12 protein-coding genes and 3 tRNA genes are annotated in these 15,246 nt (G+C 56.5%); 7 read left to right on the top strand and 8 right to left on the bottom strand.

The window, feature by feature from the left end; all coding sequences use genetic code 11:
- Window positions 1-95: 95 nt before the first annotated feature.
- Window positions 96-1,241, bottom strand: a complete 1,146-nt coding sequence (locus RHN82_RS07345; RefSeq protein WP_047052637.1) for a cephalosporin-hydrolyzing class C beta-lactamase ACT-55 — start codon at window positions 1,239-1,241, stop codon at window positions 96-98.
- 132 nt (window positions 1,242-1,373) lie between these two features.
- On the opposite strand from RHN82_RS07345, the gene ampR reads away from it, so the two are divergent.
- Window positions 1,374-2,249 (top strand): LysR family transcriptional regulator AmpR, encoded by an 876-nt coding sequence (ampR, locus tag RHN82_RS07340; protein WP_047052636.1) that lies wholly within the window; start codon window positions 1,374-1,376, stop codon window positions 2,247-2,249.
- A gap of 29 nt (window positions 2,250-2,278) precedes the next feature.
- Here ampR and frdD read toward each other — a convergent pair whose 3' ends face one another.
- Genes frdD through frdA form a run of 4 tightly spaced genes read right to left on the bottom strand, consistent with a single transcriptional unit; the run spans window position 2,279 to window position 5,572 of the window.
- Complete coding sequence (frdD, locus tag RHN82_RS07335; protein WP_000609653.1) at window positions 2,279-2,638, bottom strand: fumarate reductase subunit FrdD; 360 nt, start codon at window positions 2,636-2,638, stop codon at window positions 2,279-2,281.
- Between the two features lie 10 nt (window positions 2,639-2,648).
- Window positions 2,649-3,044, bottom strand: coding sequence for a fumarate reductase subunit FrdC (frdC, locus tag RHN82_RS07330; protein ID WP_017383964.1), 396 nt, complete (start codon window positions 3,042-3,044; stop codon window positions 2,649-2,651).
- 10 nt (window positions 3,045-3,054) lie between these two features.
- Window positions 3,055-3,789 (bottom strand): succinate dehydrogenase/fumarate reductase iron-sulfur subunit, encoded by a 735-nt coding sequence (locus tag RHN82_RS07325; RefSeq protein WP_003855955.1) that lies wholly within the window; start codon window positions 3,787-3,789, stop codon window positions 3,055-3,057.
- Window positions 3,782-5,572 carry a fumarate reductase (quinol) flavoprotein subunit gene (gene frdA, locus RHN82_RS07320; protein WP_047052635.1) on the bottom strand — a complete coding sequence of 597 codons (1,791 nt, stop codon included), beginning with the start codon at window positions 5,570-5,572 and terminating at the stop codon, window positions 3,782-3,784. Before frdA ends, RHN82_RS07325 begins: the two co-directional genes overlap by 8 nt.
- Before the next feature lie 310 nt (window positions 5,573-5,882).
- On the opposite strand from frdA, the gene epmA reads away from it, so the two are divergent.
- Together epmA and yjeM are read left to right on the top strand one after the other, a co-directional pair.
- Window positions 5,883-6,860, top strand: coding sequence for an elongation factor P--(R)-beta-lysine ligase (epmA, locus tag RHN82_RS07315; protein ID WP_047052634.1), 978 nt, complete (start codon window positions 5,883-5,885; stop codon window positions 6,858-6,860).
- Between the two features lie 177 nt (window positions 6,861-7,037).
- Window positions 7,038-8,537: a glutamate/gamma-aminobutyrate family transporter YjeM gene (gene yjeM, locus RHN82_RS07310; protein WP_047052633.1), complete on the top strand. Its 1,500-nt coding sequence runs from the start codon at window positions 7,038-7,040 to the stop codon at window positions 8,535-8,537.
- 36 nt (window positions 8,538-8,573) lie between these two features.
- Here the strand turns inward: yjeM and mscM are convergent, their stop codons facing one another.
- From mscM to rsgA, 3 genes are all read right to left on the bottom strand, one after another.
- Window positions 8,574-11,897: a miniconductance mechanosensitive channel MscM gene (mscM, locus tag RHN82_RS07305; RefSeq protein WP_047052632.1), complete on the bottom strand. Its 3,324-nt coding sequence runs from the start codon at window positions 11,895-11,897 to the stop codon at window positions 8,574-8,576.
- A 19-nt stretch (window positions 11,898-11,916) separates the two neighbouring features.
- Window positions 11,917-12,885 (bottom strand): archaetidylserine decarboxylase, encoded by a 969-nt coding sequence (asd, locus tag RHN82_RS07300; protein WP_026080660.1) that lies wholly within the window; start codon window positions 12,883-12,885, stop codon window positions 11,917-11,919.
- 97 nt (window positions 12,886-12,982) lie between these two features.
- On the bottom strand, window positions 12,983-14,035 hold the full coding sequence (gene rsgA / locus RHN82_RS07295) for a small ribosomal subunit biogenesis GTPase RsgA (protein WP_003855964.1): 1,053 nt from the start codon (window positions 14,033-14,035) through the stop codon (window positions 12,983-12,985).
- Window positions 14,036-14,142: 107 nt separating this feature from the next.
- Here rsgA and orn point away from each other — a divergent pair, with 107 nt between their 5' ends.
- The 4 genes from orn (at window position 14,143) to RHN82_RS07275 (ending at window position 15,202) form a co-directional block, all read left to right on the top strand.
- Window positions 14,143-14,688: an oligoribonuclease gene (gene orn / locus RHN82_RS07290; RefSeq protein WP_023295796.1), complete on the top strand. Its 546-nt coding sequence runs from the start codon at window positions 14,143-14,145 to the stop codon at window positions 14,686-14,688.
- 196 nt (window positions 14,689-14,884) lie between these two features.
- Window positions 14,885-14,960: transfer RNA gene (locus RHN82_RS07285), tRNA-Gly, on the top strand.
- Window positions 14,961-15,005: 45 nt separating this feature from the next.
- Window positions 15,006-15,081: transfer RNA gene (locus RHN82_RS07280), tRNA-Gly, on the top strand.
- Between the two features lie 45 nt (window positions 15,082-15,126).
- Window positions 15,127-15,202, top strand: a tRNA-Gly gene (locus tag RHN82_RS07275).
- Window positions 15,203-15,246: the final 44 nt, after the last annotated feature.

The following is a 15,246-nucleotide window of genomic DNA, read 5'->3' as shown; positions in this document are numbered from 1 at the left end:
ACTGTTTTTTGTTAAGTGTAGATGACAGCAGGGAAAATGCGGGAGATTGTGCAAGGGGGTTTTGCCGGGTAAGCGCAGCGCCACCCGGCAATGTTTTACTGTAACGCCTCGAGGATATGGTATGCCGCCTCAACGCGTGCCGGGTTCGGATAGCTTTTATTCGCGAGCATCACAATACCGATCTGCTTTTCAGGAATAAAGGCCACGTAGCTGCCAAACCCGCCAGTAGAACCCGTTTTATGGACCCAGGACGCTTTGACCGGGGGAGCCGGTGGATTCACTTCTGCCACGGGCAACGGCGCCAGCGCTACCTTACTGTCGCTGCCTCCGACCACCGTGTTGGCCTCCACGGGCCAGTTGAGCATCTCCCAGCCCAGACCCTGATACATTGACCCGATACGCCAGTAGCGCGACTGCGCCAGCGCGATGCCCTGCTTAAGTGTGGCATCAGCAACGTTCTCCGGCGCCATGTTTGCCATGACCCAGTTCGCCATATCCTGCACGTTGGTTTTCACGCCATAGGCTTGTGCATCCAGCATACCCGGCGAAACGCGCACCGCTTTACCGTCACGATAGCCCCAGGCGTAATGCGCCTCTTCCGCTTTCGGCACGTTAATCCAGGTATGGTCCAGCTTGAGCGGCTTAAGGACCCGCGTCGTCATGGCCTGCTCATAGGACATGCCGGAAGGTTTGACCGCCAGCGCGCCAAAAAGACCGATGCTGGCATTGGCGTAAAGACGCGTTGTGCCTGGCTTCCACTGCGGCTGCCAGTTTTGATAAAAGCGCAGCAGGGAGGCGTTATCCGTGATCTCATCCGGTACCTGTAGCGGCAGGCCGCCAGCGGTGTAGGTGGCGAGATCCAGCATACGAATACCCTGCCACTGCTTGCCCGTCAGCTGTGGCCAGTATCTGGTCACCGGATCGTCCAGCGAAATTTCACCGCGCGCAATGGCATCCCCACCTAAAACGCCGGTGAAGGTTTTACTTATAGAACCCAGCTCGAACAGGGTCTGAGGCGTAACGGGTTTATTCGCCGCGATATCGGCCTTGCCAAACGTGTAATAGTGCGGTTTTCCCTGATAAATAACGGCCACCGCCATGCCTGGAACAGACTGGGCTTTCATCAGCGGGGTAACCGTATTCGCGACCACCTCCGCCAGCTGTTTTTCTGATACTGGCGCGGCGAGAGCAGAGCAAGAGATGCCGAGCAGCAGGGCGCAGCAAAGGGATTTTTTCATCATCAGTAATCTTCCGTAATAGCGAGTCAAGGGGATGTCCGGGCCCGTCAGACAGGCGTAGTCTGTTGGATTTGACTGTGCCTGACAAACGGTTAAATTTAGCATTAGCTGTTAATTTTTCTAACGGAAGCGACCATGACGCGAAGCTATCTCCCCCTCAATTCACTTCGGGCTTTTGAGGCCGCCGCAAGACATCTCAGCTTTACGCATGCGGCCATTGAACTGAACGTGACGCACTCGGCGATTAGCCAGCATGTGAAAACGCTGGAGCAGCACCTTAACTGTCAGCTGTTCGTTCGCGTGTCGCGCGGGCTGATGTTGACTACCGAGGGCGAAAATTTACTGCCGGTGCTGAATGATTCGTTCGATCGTATAGCCGGAATGCTGGATCGCTTCGCTAACCATCGTGCGCAGGAGAAGCTGAAAATCGGCGTGGTGGGTACGTTTGCCACCGGGGTTTTATTCTCGCAGCTGGAGGATTTTCGCCGTGGCTATCCGCACATCGATCTTCAGCTTTCCACCCATAACAACCGCGTTGATCCGGCTGCCGAAGGGCTTGACTATACGATCCGCTACGGTGGCGGGGCGTGGCACGGCACCGAGGCTGAATTCCTTTGTCATGCGCCGCTCGCGCCGCTGTGTACGCCCGATATCGCCGCCAGCCTGCACAGTCCGGCCGACATCCTCAGGTTTACGCTGCTGCGCTCCTACCGACGCGACGAATGGACCGCGTGGATGCAGGCGGCCGGCGAGCATCCCCCTTCACCAACGCACCGCGTGATGGTATTTGATTCGTCCGTGACCATGCTGGAGGCCGCTCAGGCAGGAGTGGGCATTGCTATTGCGCCTGTCGATATGTTTACCCATCTGTTAGCCAGCGAGCGCATTGTGCAGCCCTTTGCGACGCAGGTTGAGCTCGGCAGCTACTGGCTGACCCGATTGCAGTCCAGGGCAGAAACGCCAGCCATGCGCGAATTTTCCCGGTGGCTGGTGGAGAAGATGAAAAAGTAAAAAGCCCGCCGGATGGCGGGCCTGTTCAGTCAGATGGTGACCACGGCAATCAACGTGACGACCGTCAGAATGGTCGCCAGACCGTAGAAGACCCATTTACCGCTTGGCACATGGATTTTCAGATCGTGCATCGCATGATGGATACGATGCAGACCACACCACAGCGGCAGGACGATCATCAGGAAGATGAACACGCGGCCAATAAAGCTGCTCGCAAAGGCCAGTACGCGCTCATAGCTCAGCGCATCGCCCGGGAACAGCCCCAGCGGCAGCATGATCCCGACCAGCAGGATAATGACCGGGGCAATAATGGCGCTCCACATGCCGCCTGCGCCAAACAGCCCCCAGAAGACCGGCTCGTCTGAACGTTTTGGATTTGGATTGATCACAGTAGTCTCCTTACCAGAACAGTGCGACAAACAGAATGACCACAGAGACAACTGCTGTCACTGCCCAGAGCCCTTTAATGACCGGCTCTGGCCCCATTTTTTCGCCTTTTACAATGATGTTCGCTGCTTTTGGTGCCAGTTCAAACCAGGTTTTGGTATGTAGCAGCGCGGCGGCGAGCACAATCAGGTTCAACACAACGATGATTGGGTTTTGCAGGAAGCCCACAAAACTGGCCCAGGCTTCCGGGCCATGCTTGAGGGCATAAACCCCGTACAGCAGTTCGAGGCTGAACCAGACCGCGGGAACAGCCGTGCCTTCACGCAGCATATAGAAGCGATAAAACGGCAGTTTTTTCCACCAGGTGGACGGCATTGGTCGCACGTAGGCTTTGCGTTTAGTCGTCATCATGCACTCCTTAGCGTGGTTTCAGGGTAGCGATAAGAAAGTCTTTCGAGCTTTCCACCTTACCCTGCTGAATGGCGGCAGCCGGGTCGACATGCTTCGGACAGACTTCGGAGCAGTAACCGACAAACGTGCAGGTCCAGACCCCGTTCTGGCTGTTCAACTGGGCCATACGTTCTTTTTTGCCGTGGTCGCGGCTGTCTTCGTTATAGCGGTGCGCCAGGGTAATGGCGGCCGGGCCGATAAACTCAGGGTTCAGGCCAAACTGCGGACAGGCGGCGTAGCACAGGCCGCAGTTGATGCAGCCGGAGAACTGATGGTATTTCGCCATCTGCGCGGGCGTCTGGGTGTTTGGCCCCTGATCCGGCGTGCGCGGGTTGCCGATGATGTACGGCTTAATCGCTTCGAGGCTTTCGATAAAGTGGGTCATGTCGACCACCAGATCGCGCTCAATCGGGAAGTTGCCCAGCGCTTCAACCTTGATGCCTTTGGTGTAATCACGCAGGAAGGTTTTACACGCCAGCTTTGGCACCTTGTTGACCATCATGCCGCAGGAGCCGCAAATTGCCATGCGGCAGGACCAGCGGTAGCTCAGGTCTGGGGCCAGGTTATCTTTGATATAGCCGAGCGCATCCAGCAGGGAGGTTTGCTCGTCGTAAGGGACTTCATAGAAAGCGCTGTGCGGCGCGGCGTCCACTTCCGGATTGTAGCGCACCACTTCAACTTTCAGTTTTTGCATCTCAGCCATTCGCCTTCTCCTTCTTATCGGCGGCTTCTGCTTCTGCACCGTACACGCGTTTCGCCGGTGGCAGCGTGGTGATTTTCACGTCGCTGTAGTCCAGACGGGTGGTGCCATCCGCATCGCGCCAGGCGAGAGTGTGTTTAAGGAAATTGACGTCGTCACGTTCGGTGCAGCCCTCATCCAGACGCTGGTGCGCGCCGCGGGACTCTTTACGCGCCAGGGCGGAATGGGCCATACATTCTGCGACGTTCAGGCCATGGCCCAGTTCAATGGTATAAAGCAGATCGGTATTGAAGACGCTGGAAGTGTCGGTGATGCGCACGCGTTTGAAGCGCTCCTGCAACTCGGCCAGCTTGTCGACGGTTTTCTGCATCAGCTCTGGCGTACGGTAGATCCCGCAGCCTTCTTCCATCGACAGCCCCATTTCGTCGCGGATCTTCGACCAGTTTTCATTACCTTCTTGGTTCACCAGGTCTTTCAGGCGTTTTTCGACGTCTGCAACCTGCGCATCCAGCGCCGCGCTGTTAGCTTCACCTGCCGTTGCGGCACGCTCCATCGCACGTTCGCCCGCCATGCGACCAAAGACCACCAGCTCAGCCAGCGAGTTCGAGCCCAGACGGTTTGCCCCGTGCAGACCGACGGAGGAACACTCGCCCACCGCAAACAGCCCTTTGATGCGGGTTTCGCACTGCTGGTCGGTTTCGATACCGCCCATGGTGTAGTGCGCGGTTGGACGCACCGGGATCGGCTCTTTCACCGGATCGACGCCCACATAGGCTTTCGCCAGCTCGCAGATAAACGGCAGACGCTCCAGCAGTTTCTTCTCGCCGAGATGACGCAGGTCGAGATGCACCACGTCGCCGCGCGGCGTTGAGATGGTGTTGCCTTTGCGCCACTCGTGCCAGAAAGCCTGAGAGACTTTGTCGCGTGGGCCGAGTTCCATGTATTTGTTTTTCGGCTCGCCAAGCGGGGTTTCCGGACCCATGCCGTAATCCTGCAAATAGCGATAGCCGTTTTTGTTGACCAGAATACCGCCTTCACCGCGGCAGCCTTCCGTCATCAGAATGCCGGAGCCCGGCAGGCCGGTTGGGTGATACTGGACGAACTCCATATCACGCAGCGGGACGCCGTGGCTGAGCGCCATGCCCATACCGTCACCGGTGACGATGCCGCCATTGGTGTTGTAGCGGTATACGCGGCCCGCGCCGCCCGTTGCCATCACCACCGCGTTAGCGCGGATCTGGACAAGCGTGCCTTCCATCATATTCATTGCCACCAGTCCGCGCGCATGACCGTCGTCGACCAGAATGTCGAGAACGAAATGTTCGTCAAAGCGCTGGATTTGTGGGAACTGGAGGGAGGTCTGGAACAGGGTGTGCAGCATGTGGAAGCCGGTCTTATCGGCGGCAAACCAGGTGCGTTCGATCTTCATGCCACCGAAGCGGCGGACGTTGACGCTCCCGTCCGGACGGCGGCTCCACGGGCATCCCCACTGTTCCAGCTGGGTCATTTCCGCTGGGCAATGGTGCACGAAGTAATCAACGACATCCTGTTCGCAAAGCCAGTCGCCCCCTGCAACCGTGTCGTGGAAATGGTATTCGAAGCTGTCATGATCCTGCGCGACGGCGGCGGATCCTCCTTCTGCGGCTACCGTGTGGCTGCGCATCGGATAGACTTTTGAAATCAATGCGATTTTAGCGTTCGGATTGGCTTGTGCCGCAGCAATTGCAGCGCGTAATCCAGCCCCGCCAGCGCCTATTACGGCAAGATCGGCTTGAAAAGTTTGCACGACATTCCTCCAGATTATTGTTTTCCCGCAACGGGATGAACTAAAGGACGTTCACCTGCCCGAACGGGCGATTGCGGAAGCGATTCCACTGCTCCTTTATGGGTAAAACAGTATAACCGCGTAGAAGTGAGGGAAATTTGACGTGTTCGATTTTTTTGCTGTTCTGTGCGGTGATTTATCATCGCGATTAATGAATGGCGTCACAGTATTTCTCTGTGCAATGAAAAGGGACTTTTACTGTGCAAAATTTGTCTCTGACCCGGCTTACGAGTAGACTTCGTGCCCTTGTCTGAAAACGGAGAAATAACTCATGAGCGAAACGGCCACCTGGCAGCCGAGCGCATCCATTCCAAACCTGCTAAAGCGCGCAGCAATTATGGCGGAGATCCGCCGCTTCTTTGCGGATCGCGGCGTCCTGGAGGTGGAAACGCCGTGCATGAGTCAGGCGACGGTCACGGATATTCATCTGGTCCCGTTTGAAACCCGTTTTGTTGGCCCAGGCCACTCTCAGGGCATGAATCTGTATCTGATGACCAGCCCGGAATACCATATGAAGCGTCTGCTGGCGGCCGGGTGTGGTCCGGTCTATCAGCTGTGCCGTAGCTTCCGTAATGAAGAGATGGGCCGACACCATAATCCGGAATTCACCATGCTGGAGTGGTACCGCCCGCACTACGACATGTATCGTCTGATGAACGAAGTTGACGATCTGCTGCAACAGGTGCTGGATTGCGCGGAAGCTGAAACGCTCTCCTATCAGCAGGCCTTCCAGCGCCATCTGGAAATCGATCCGCTGTCGGCTGATAAAACACAGCTGCGTGAAGTGGCGGCAAAACTGGATCTGAGCAACGTGGCGGATACCGAAGAGGATCGCGACACGCTGCTACAACTGCTGTTCACCTTTGGTGTTGAACCGCAGATTGGCAAAGATCGTCCGACGTTTGTCTATCACTTCCCGGCGAGCCAGGCCTCACTGGCGCAGATCAGCACCGAAGATCACCGCGTGGCGGAGCGTTTTGAGGTGTACTTCAAAGGCATTGAGCTGGCGAACGGTTTCCACGAGCTGACCGACGCGCGCGAACAGCAGCAGCGTTTCGAGCAGGATAACCGCAAACGCAACGCGCGCGGTCTGCCGCAGCAGCCGATTGATAACAACCTGCTGGAAGCGTTAAAGGCCGGTCTGCCGGACTGCTCCGGCGTGGCGCTGGGCGTGGATCGTCTGGTCATGCTGGCGCTGGGCGCCGAGCAGCTGGGCGATGTGATTGCGTTTACGGTCGATCGCGCCTGAAAAAATGCCGGGTGGCGCTGCGCTTACCCGGCCTAATCGGTCATTTAACTCTGCCACATTAAAAACTGCTCATTTCTCTCTATACGGGTCTTTTTCTTAATTTGACTCGGATAGCCACATTGTTTGTCTGGTCATCTGCTACCATCCGCGCAGTTTAATTCCGTTTCGGATGGTTATATGCCTCACTCACTCAAAAAAATGACCCTTACCGGGCTCATCCTGATGATTTTTACGTCAGTCTTTGGCTTTGCCAATAGCCCGTCCGCGTTTTATCTGATGGGCTACAGCGCGACGCCGTTTTATATCGTTTCCGCTCTGTTCTTCTTTATCCCGTTTGCGCTGATGATGGCGGAGATGGGCTCGGCGTACCGGAAAGAAGAGGGCGGCATCTATTCGTGGATGAACAACAGCGTCGGCCCCCGTTATGCATTTATCGGTACGTTCATGTGGTTTTCATCCTACGTCGTCTGGATGGTCAGCACGGCGGCCAAGGTCTGGGTGCCGTTCTCAACGTTTCTCTTCGGTGCGGATAAAACGCAGGTCTGGTCTCTGGCGGGGCTGAGCTCCACGCAGGTGGTCGGTATTCTGGCGGTGTGCTGGATGGTGGTGGTCACCCTGGTGGCCTCGAAAGGCATCAACAAGATTGCCCGTATTACTGCCGTTGGCGGCATTTCCGTGATGTGCCTGAACCTGGTGCTGCTGCTGGTCAGCATCGCCATTCTGTGCCTGAACGGCGGGCATTTCGCACAGGAAGTCAACTTTGTTTCATCGCCTAATCCGGGTTACCAGTCCGGGCTGGCCATGCTCTCCTTCGTGGTGTTTGCCATCTTTGCTTACGGTGGAATTGAAGCCGTGGGCGGGCTGGTCGACAAAACCGAAAATCCGGAAAAGAACTTCGCCAAAGGCATTATCTTTGCCGCCATCGTCATTTCCATTGGCTATTCACTGGCGATTTTCCTCTGGGGCGTCAGCACCAACTGGCAGCAGGTGTTAAGTAATAACACCACCAACCTCGGCAACATTACCTACGTGCTGATGAAAAGCCTGGGGGTGACGCTGGGCAACGCCATGGATCTCGCGCCGGAAACGTCGGCCACCCTGGGGATCTGGTTTGCGCGGATTACCGGTTTGTCGATGTTCCTCGCCTATACTGGCGCGTTCTTCACGCTGATCTACTCGCCGCTGAAAGCGATTATTCAGGGGACGCCAAAGGCGCTGTGGCCTGCACGTATGACGCAGCTGAACGCTGCCGGTATGCCTGCCAACGCGATGTGGATGCAGTGCCTGCTGGTGTGCGTGTTCATTCTGCTGGTGTCCTTCGGCGGTGATACCGCGTCGGCGTTCTATAACAAGCTGACCCTGATGGCGAACGTATCGATGACGCTGCCGTATCTGTTCCTGACCCTGGCGTTCCCGTTCTTCAAGGCGAAGCAGGATCTGGAGCGACCATTTGTGATCTTCAAAACCCGTGCGGCGACGCTGCTGGCGACCACTGTTGTGGTGCTGGTCGTCGCGTTCGCCAACATCTTTACCGTCATTCAGCCCGTGGTTGAGGCAAATGACTGGAACAGCACGCTGTGGATGGTTGGCGGACCGATCTTCTTCTCGCTGCTGGCTATGGGGATTTATGAGCATTACCGTCGTCGCTCGACGGCCTGTGTAGCAGAAGTGGCATAAAGGATTGACCCCCTCCCGACGGGGAGGGGGAAAGGATTACAAACTTCCCGCCGGGCGCGTACGCGCCGCTGACGTCAACGTTCTTCCCGTCTTACGTCCGTCCAGCGTTTCCAGACGCATCTGGAACGGTGGGAACGGCATATCAATTCCGTGCTCGCGGAAGCCAGCCAGAATCAGCTGGTGGATCTCATGGCGCAGCGGCATACGGTGTCCCATCTCGGCGGCGTAGATACGCAGCTCGAAAATCTGGATCCCCTGCTGCAAATCAACCAGGAACACTTCCGGTGGCGGGTTGTCGATTACCAGCGAACAGCGTTCAGCAGCCGTATAGAGGATCTGCGTCACCTCTTCGCTGTTGGCATCCGACGGAGCGGGTACGGTCAGCACCACACGCGTGACGGAGTCGGACAACGACCAGTTGATAAACTGCTCGGTGATAAACGCCTTGTTCGGGACTATGATCTCTTTACGGTCCCAGTCACTGATGGTGGTGGCGCGGGTGTTGATCCTGGTGACGCTGCCGGTGAGATCGCGGATGGTCACCGTATCGCCAATTCGAATCGGTTTTTCAAACAGAATGATCAGACCAGAAACGAAGTTGGCAAATATCTCCTGTAAACCAAAGCCCAGGCCTACGGTCAGGGCGGCAACCAGCCATTGCAGTTTTGACCATTCGATACCAATCATCGAGAAGCCGACCAGCCCACCAAACAGCATGATTAAATACTTGGTGATGGTGGTGATCGCATAGCCCGTGCCTGGGGTTAAATCCAGATGCTGCAACAGCGCCAGCTCCAGCAGAGCAGGGAAGTTACGTATCAGCTGCGTGGTGATGATCAGCACCAGAATCGCAATCAGCACGGCCCCTAAGGTGATGGGCTCAAGGCTTTCGACCCCCTGCACCGTGGACGTCACATCCCACAAAGAGATGTTCTCCAGGAAGCCAAACGCGGAGTGGATTTCTGACCACAGGTAGATCACCGACAGCAGGGCAACCAGCATCAGAATTGAGCGTACCAGCCGCAGGGACTGGGTACTGATCGCATCCAGATCCAGTTCGACGTCATCGGCGTCTGTGGTCCCTTCGGTGCTGTTGACGTGGTTCGGCTCTTCCTCACCCCGCGCGCGCTGGGCCAGAATTTCTGCGCGACGATGTTTGGCACGGTCAAACGCCAGACGACGACGCTGGATCAGCATGCCGCGGCGGATAACATGGTAGACCACCAGCAGCAGGAACCAGATAGCCACCGACGTTTCCAGTCGGGCGAGCAGCGCCTGCGACGTGGCGAGATAACCGACCGCCGCCGCCAGCATCGCCGCCAGCGGCGCGCTGAGCAGCAGGTTCCACAGCAGACGGTTTAACATGTTATCGCCGCTGCCGGTCTTGTCGAGATAGAGCGGGATCCCAGCGCGTTTCAGGCTGAGCGTCACTACCGCTAACGCCCCGCAGATCAGCATAAAGCACAGCCGTCCCAGCGAGCCGGAGAACTCCCGGTCATTGAGATTATCGAACATGATCAACGCCATAATCAGCGGCACAATCAGCCCGATACTCATCAGGTAGTAACGCATCGCCCGCGCAACGCGATTACGCGGCCAGCCAAAGTGAGCGATGAACAGACCATTTGGCCGCGCAAACGTGGCGCAAATCATCACCACCCACAGCAGCGGAACGGTGGCGGTCACGCCATCGCCAATCGCGACGGCAAGCGGGTAGGGCCAGGCTTCACGCAGGCCGTATCCGAGCGTCATCCACAGCACCGGCAGCGGAGACGCGACCAGAATTGACCAGAACACCGTACGCAACGTCAGCCAGAAGTGATCCTGGGTTACTTTTCCCACTCGGGCGCTGGAGCGCTCAAGGAAACGGGTGAAGTGACGACGGGAATAAATACTGAAGCCCACCAGAATCAGCGCCCCCAGCAGCGGGAAGATGGTCTCCTTGCTGGTTATCATCATTACGCTGGCGAGGCCCAGCTGGCTAAAGGTGTCCAGCGAAATGAGGCGGCGCAGATCCTGCACGATCTCAATCGGCCAGGCGAAGGTCATCGGCCGCACGTCGGACGTCCAGAAAAGGTAACGGTGCGTGGCTTCGTTGACCTCTTTCAGCGCATCCTCCAGCTGGCTATTCGAGACTTTCAGCTTGGTCAGCTCAAGGATCAGCGTATCGCCTCCCTGCAACAGGGAATTGAGCAGTTCGCGTTGGGTGCGCAGTTGCGCTTCCAGAATACGACTTTGCTCGGCGGTGAGCGGCTGTCCGTCAGCCTGACGGATCTGGCGGATTTGCGGCTGCTTGTTGAGGAGATCTTCATAATGAAGACGCTGAACGCGCAGCTGCGCCATCTCCGTATCAAGCTGCTGCGGTTTTGGCATCTCTGGCAGACGAGCCACCTGCGCGCGTAACGCTTCGCCCAACAGGTTAGACGAGCCAAGCCACTGGGACTGTTCACGCAGCGTGTTGAGCGCCTGACGAACCTGAAGGGTTTGATTAGTAGCCTGACGCTGCTGCGAGGCCACCAAATCCATGCGCTGCGCCTGCTGATTCAGCGCGGCAGAAAGTTCGCGGTTAACCTTAAACTGGGCGACGATGCTGTCGGGCAGGTTAGCGCTGTTTTCGGCCAGTAATTCGGTGCTTTCCAGCGCACGTTCAGCTTCACGCTGACGCTGGCTGTTGAGTTGATTTCTCAGCGCCTGGAGATACGCATCCAGCTGCTGGCTCTGCTTTTGCGCCAGCTCGGAACGCATCCGCGACAGCTCCTGGCGGTTGTTAGCGGAAAGCTGTGCCAGCTCCAGTTCATCAACCAGCGCTTTTAGTCTGGCGGATTCCGCCTGCAACCCAAGATTTTGCGCCTGATTCTGCGGTGTGCTGCCTGTCTGCGTCCCGATGCGGCGTTCCACCTCATTTAACTGACGGCGGGCATCGGTTTGCTGCTGTGGAAGCTGACTGAGGGAATCGGCAATTTCACGCGCCCGTTCCTGCTCCTGCTGCGCCAGGCGGCTCTTTTCCAGAAGCTGGCTGCTGACTTGCAGGATCTCCTGATTCAGCGCCTCGGACGTCATCCCCGCGGGGACCTGGCGTGGTTCATCGCGCAGGTTGTTTAGCTGCGAGCGCAGGGTCTGAGAGAGTTTGGGGAAGTTGTCGATAACCTGCTGATACTGCTGCGCGCGCTCAAGGGAACCTTTTCGTTCCTCAAGCGCGTTCAGTGCAGACTGGAGTGACTCAACGGTCTCCGGCTGAGCGGGTTTCGCCGCTTTTGCCTGCTCCAGCTCCTGGGTTATCTGTTTGGCGTCGGGAGCTGTCGCTGCGTACGCCCCCATGCTGAGGCACCAGGCCATCAGTAATACGATAATCGGGCGCACGTCAGCGATCCTTCTGTTGTTAGCCTTCGTCTTTTTTGTCGTCAACCAGCGGGCTGGCGTCGTGCTCGGCTTTGATCTCTTCTTCCGGCAACGGGGCAGGCGCAACCTCTGGCGTTACAAAGACCTCCGTCGATACTGCCAGAGGCTGGCCGAGTTTGGTCACGGACAGGCTTTCCAGCTCGTCGACCAGATTAACTTTGCCCGGCGCGAACAGGTTGATGACCGTTGAGCCCAGCTTGAAGCGGCCCATTTCCTGACCTTTCAGCAGGGCCACAGAACCTTCTTCTTCGCCGGCAGGCCAGGTCCAGCGCTTGATCACGCCTTCGCGTGGCGGCGTAATGGTGCCCGCCCAGACGGTTTCGATGCTGCCTACAATGGTAGCACCCACCAGAATCTGCGCCATTGGGCCAAATTCAGTATCAAACAGGCAGATGACGCGCTCGTTACGGGCAAACAGGTTAGGAACGTTTTGAGCCGTCAGGTGGTTTACAGAGAACAGATCCCCCGGCACGTAGATCATTTCGCGCAGAATACCGTTACACGGCATATGCACGCGGTGGTAGTCGCGCGGGGAGAGATAGGTGGTCGCGAAAGTCCCGTTGCGGAACAGATCGGCCATTATGTAGTTACCGGCCAGCAGCGCTTCCAGGCTGTAGTTATGGCCTTTCGCCTGTAAAATTTTGTCGTCTTCAATTTTACCCAGCTGGCTGATCACGCCGTCCGCTGGCATCACCAGCACGTTCGGGTCGGTATTCAGCGGGCGCACTTCGTCGCGCAGCGGACGCACAAAAAATTCGTTGAAGGTACGATAGCTTGCCGTATCCGGCTTCTGCGCTTCTTTCATGTCGACCTTGTAGTATTTCACAAACAGGTCGATGACCAGTTTGGTCAGCCAGCCCGCTCGTTTGCTCGCGCCCCAGCCCGCCAGGCGAGTGAGCCACAGTTTCGGCAGAATGTATTGAAGCGAAAGTTTAAATGAGTTTAACAAGGTAGCCTCCAGGCCATTGTTTTGTCGTTCCTGATCCGGCATGACGCTGCCGGAACCTGAAAAAAGGGGACGATTTTAGCGACGCTTAGCTTAGTTGTCAGTTATCAGAATCAGAAAAGTTTTTACGCGTTTTTACCTGGTCCATGCTTTCGAGAATACGGTGGTAATTTTCGAAACGGGTTTCCGCAATTTCACCGTTCTCCACCGCTTCGCGGATGGCGCAGCCCGGATCGTTGTCATGTTTACAGTCGCGGTATTTGCAAGCGCCTAAATAGTCATGGAATTCGACAAATCCGTTAAAGATTTGTTCCGGCTCGAGGTGCCAGAGACCAAATTCACGCACGCCCGGGGAGTCAATCACATCGCCACCGTGCGGGAAGTGATAGAGACGTGAGGCGGTGGTGGTGTGCTGGCCCAGGCCCGAGACGTCAGACACATCGTTGGTCAGGATCTCCTGCTGAAGGCCGAGCAGGTTGTTAAGCAGGCTCGATTTACCTACGCCGGACTGCCCCGCAAAGATGCTGATGCGGTCGGTCAGCGCATCTTCTAACGGCTTCAGGCCATCTTTGGTGCGGCTGGAAACCATCAACACGCGATAGCCAATGTTGCGGTAAATATCCATCTGCTCATTGACAAAGGCCATGGCCTCGTCATCCAGCAGATCGATTTTATTCAGCACGATGAGCGGCTCAACCTGTAGCGTTTCGCAGGCCACCAGATAACGGTCAATAATATTGAGTGAAAGCTCAGGCAAAATCGCCGAAACGATCACGATCTGGTTGATGTTGGCGGCAATGGGCTTCACGCCGTCGTAGAAATCTGGACGGGTCAGAACCGACGTGCGTTCATGCACGGCTTCAACGATGCCTTTAACCGTTACCCCTTCCGCCGCCTCTTTGCCTGGACGCCAGACAACGCGGTCACCGGTCACCAGGGAACGGATGGTGCGACGGATATTGCAACGGTGGATATCCCCGTCGGCGGATTCGACATCGGCGTGCATGCCGAAGCGGCTAATCACAACGCCTTCTGTCGCTTCGCCAAACAGGTTGTCGTCGTAATCGGGCTTCTCCGTAGTGGTTTTAAGACGGCGCTGGTGATTTGCATTCACGCGGCGCTGCTGCCCTTTGGAGAGTTTATTTTTACTCAATCGCGCTGGCTCCTGGTCGCCCGTAGCGGGCAAAACCTCTATGATACACTCTAATTAATACTAGTTAACCTGCTACTGCCGGTTATGCGAGAAGGGTGGAAAATAACATGAGCGCGGACGAAAACAACCTGATTTGGATCGATCTGGAGATGACCGGCCTGGATCCCGAGCGCGATCGCATTATTGAGATCGCCACACTGGTCACCGATGCCAACCTCAATATTCTGGCGGAAGGCCCAACGATTGCCGTGCACCAGTCCGATGACCAGCTTGCGCTGATGGATGAGTGGAACGTGCGTACCCATACCGGCAGCGGGTTGGTGGAACGCGTGAAGGCCAGCACCCTGGGCGACCGCGAAGCGGAGCTGGCGACGCTTGAATTTCTGAAGCAGTGGGTGCCGCCAGGAAAATCGCCTATCTGTGGTAACAGCATTGGTCAGGATCGTCGTTTCCTGTTTAAGTACATGCCGGAGCTGGAGTCCTACTTCCACTACCGCTATCTGGATGTGAGCACCCTGAAAGAGCTGGCCCGTCGCTGGAAACCGGAAATTCTCGACGGCTTTACAAAGCAGGGGACGCACCAGGCGATGGACGACATCCGGGAGTCTGTTGCGGAGCTGGCGTACTATCGCGAAAACTTTATTAAGCTCTGATTTTGCGATCCGGCGCCTTGCGTGGCCGGGTTTTTGTCGCTAAATTGTTCAGCTTGCCGATTAAATAAGCACTTGAACTGAATTTCAAAAAAATCGCTTTGAGGGGGGTTGCAGCTAAACGGATTTCTCGTATAATGCGCCTCCCGTAACGACAGAGAATTACACGTTACGACAGCAACAAAAGCAGTACAGATTTGCGGGAATAGCTCAGTTGGTAGAGCACGACCTTGCCAAGGTCGGGGTCGCGAGTTCGAGTCTCGTTTCCCGCTCCAAAATTTGAAAAGTATCGCAAGATACGCCAGCACCAGAACACCCAAGCGGGAATAGCTCAGTTGGTAGAGCACGACCTTGCCAAGGTCGGGGTCGCGAGTTCGAGTCTCGTTTCCCGCTCCAAAATTTGAAAGTATCGCAAGATACGCATAGCACCAGAACACCCAAGCGGGAATAGCTCAGTTGGTAGAGCACGACCTTGCCAAGGTCGGGGTCGCGAGTTCGAGTCTCGTTTCCCGCTCCAAATTCTTCTTCATCTCCAGATTATCCACAGCGAAGTGCTTCGTT

The organism is Enterobacter cloacae complex sp. EB5 (genome assembly GCF_031432835.1).
Classification (GTDB): domain Bacteria; phylum Pseudomonadota; class Gammaproteobacteria; order Enterobacterales; family Enterobacteriaceae; genus Enterobacter; species Enterobacter hormaechei_C.
Note: the sequence above shows the minus strand (reverse complement) of the source record. Positions and strands in the feature narration are given on the sequence as shown.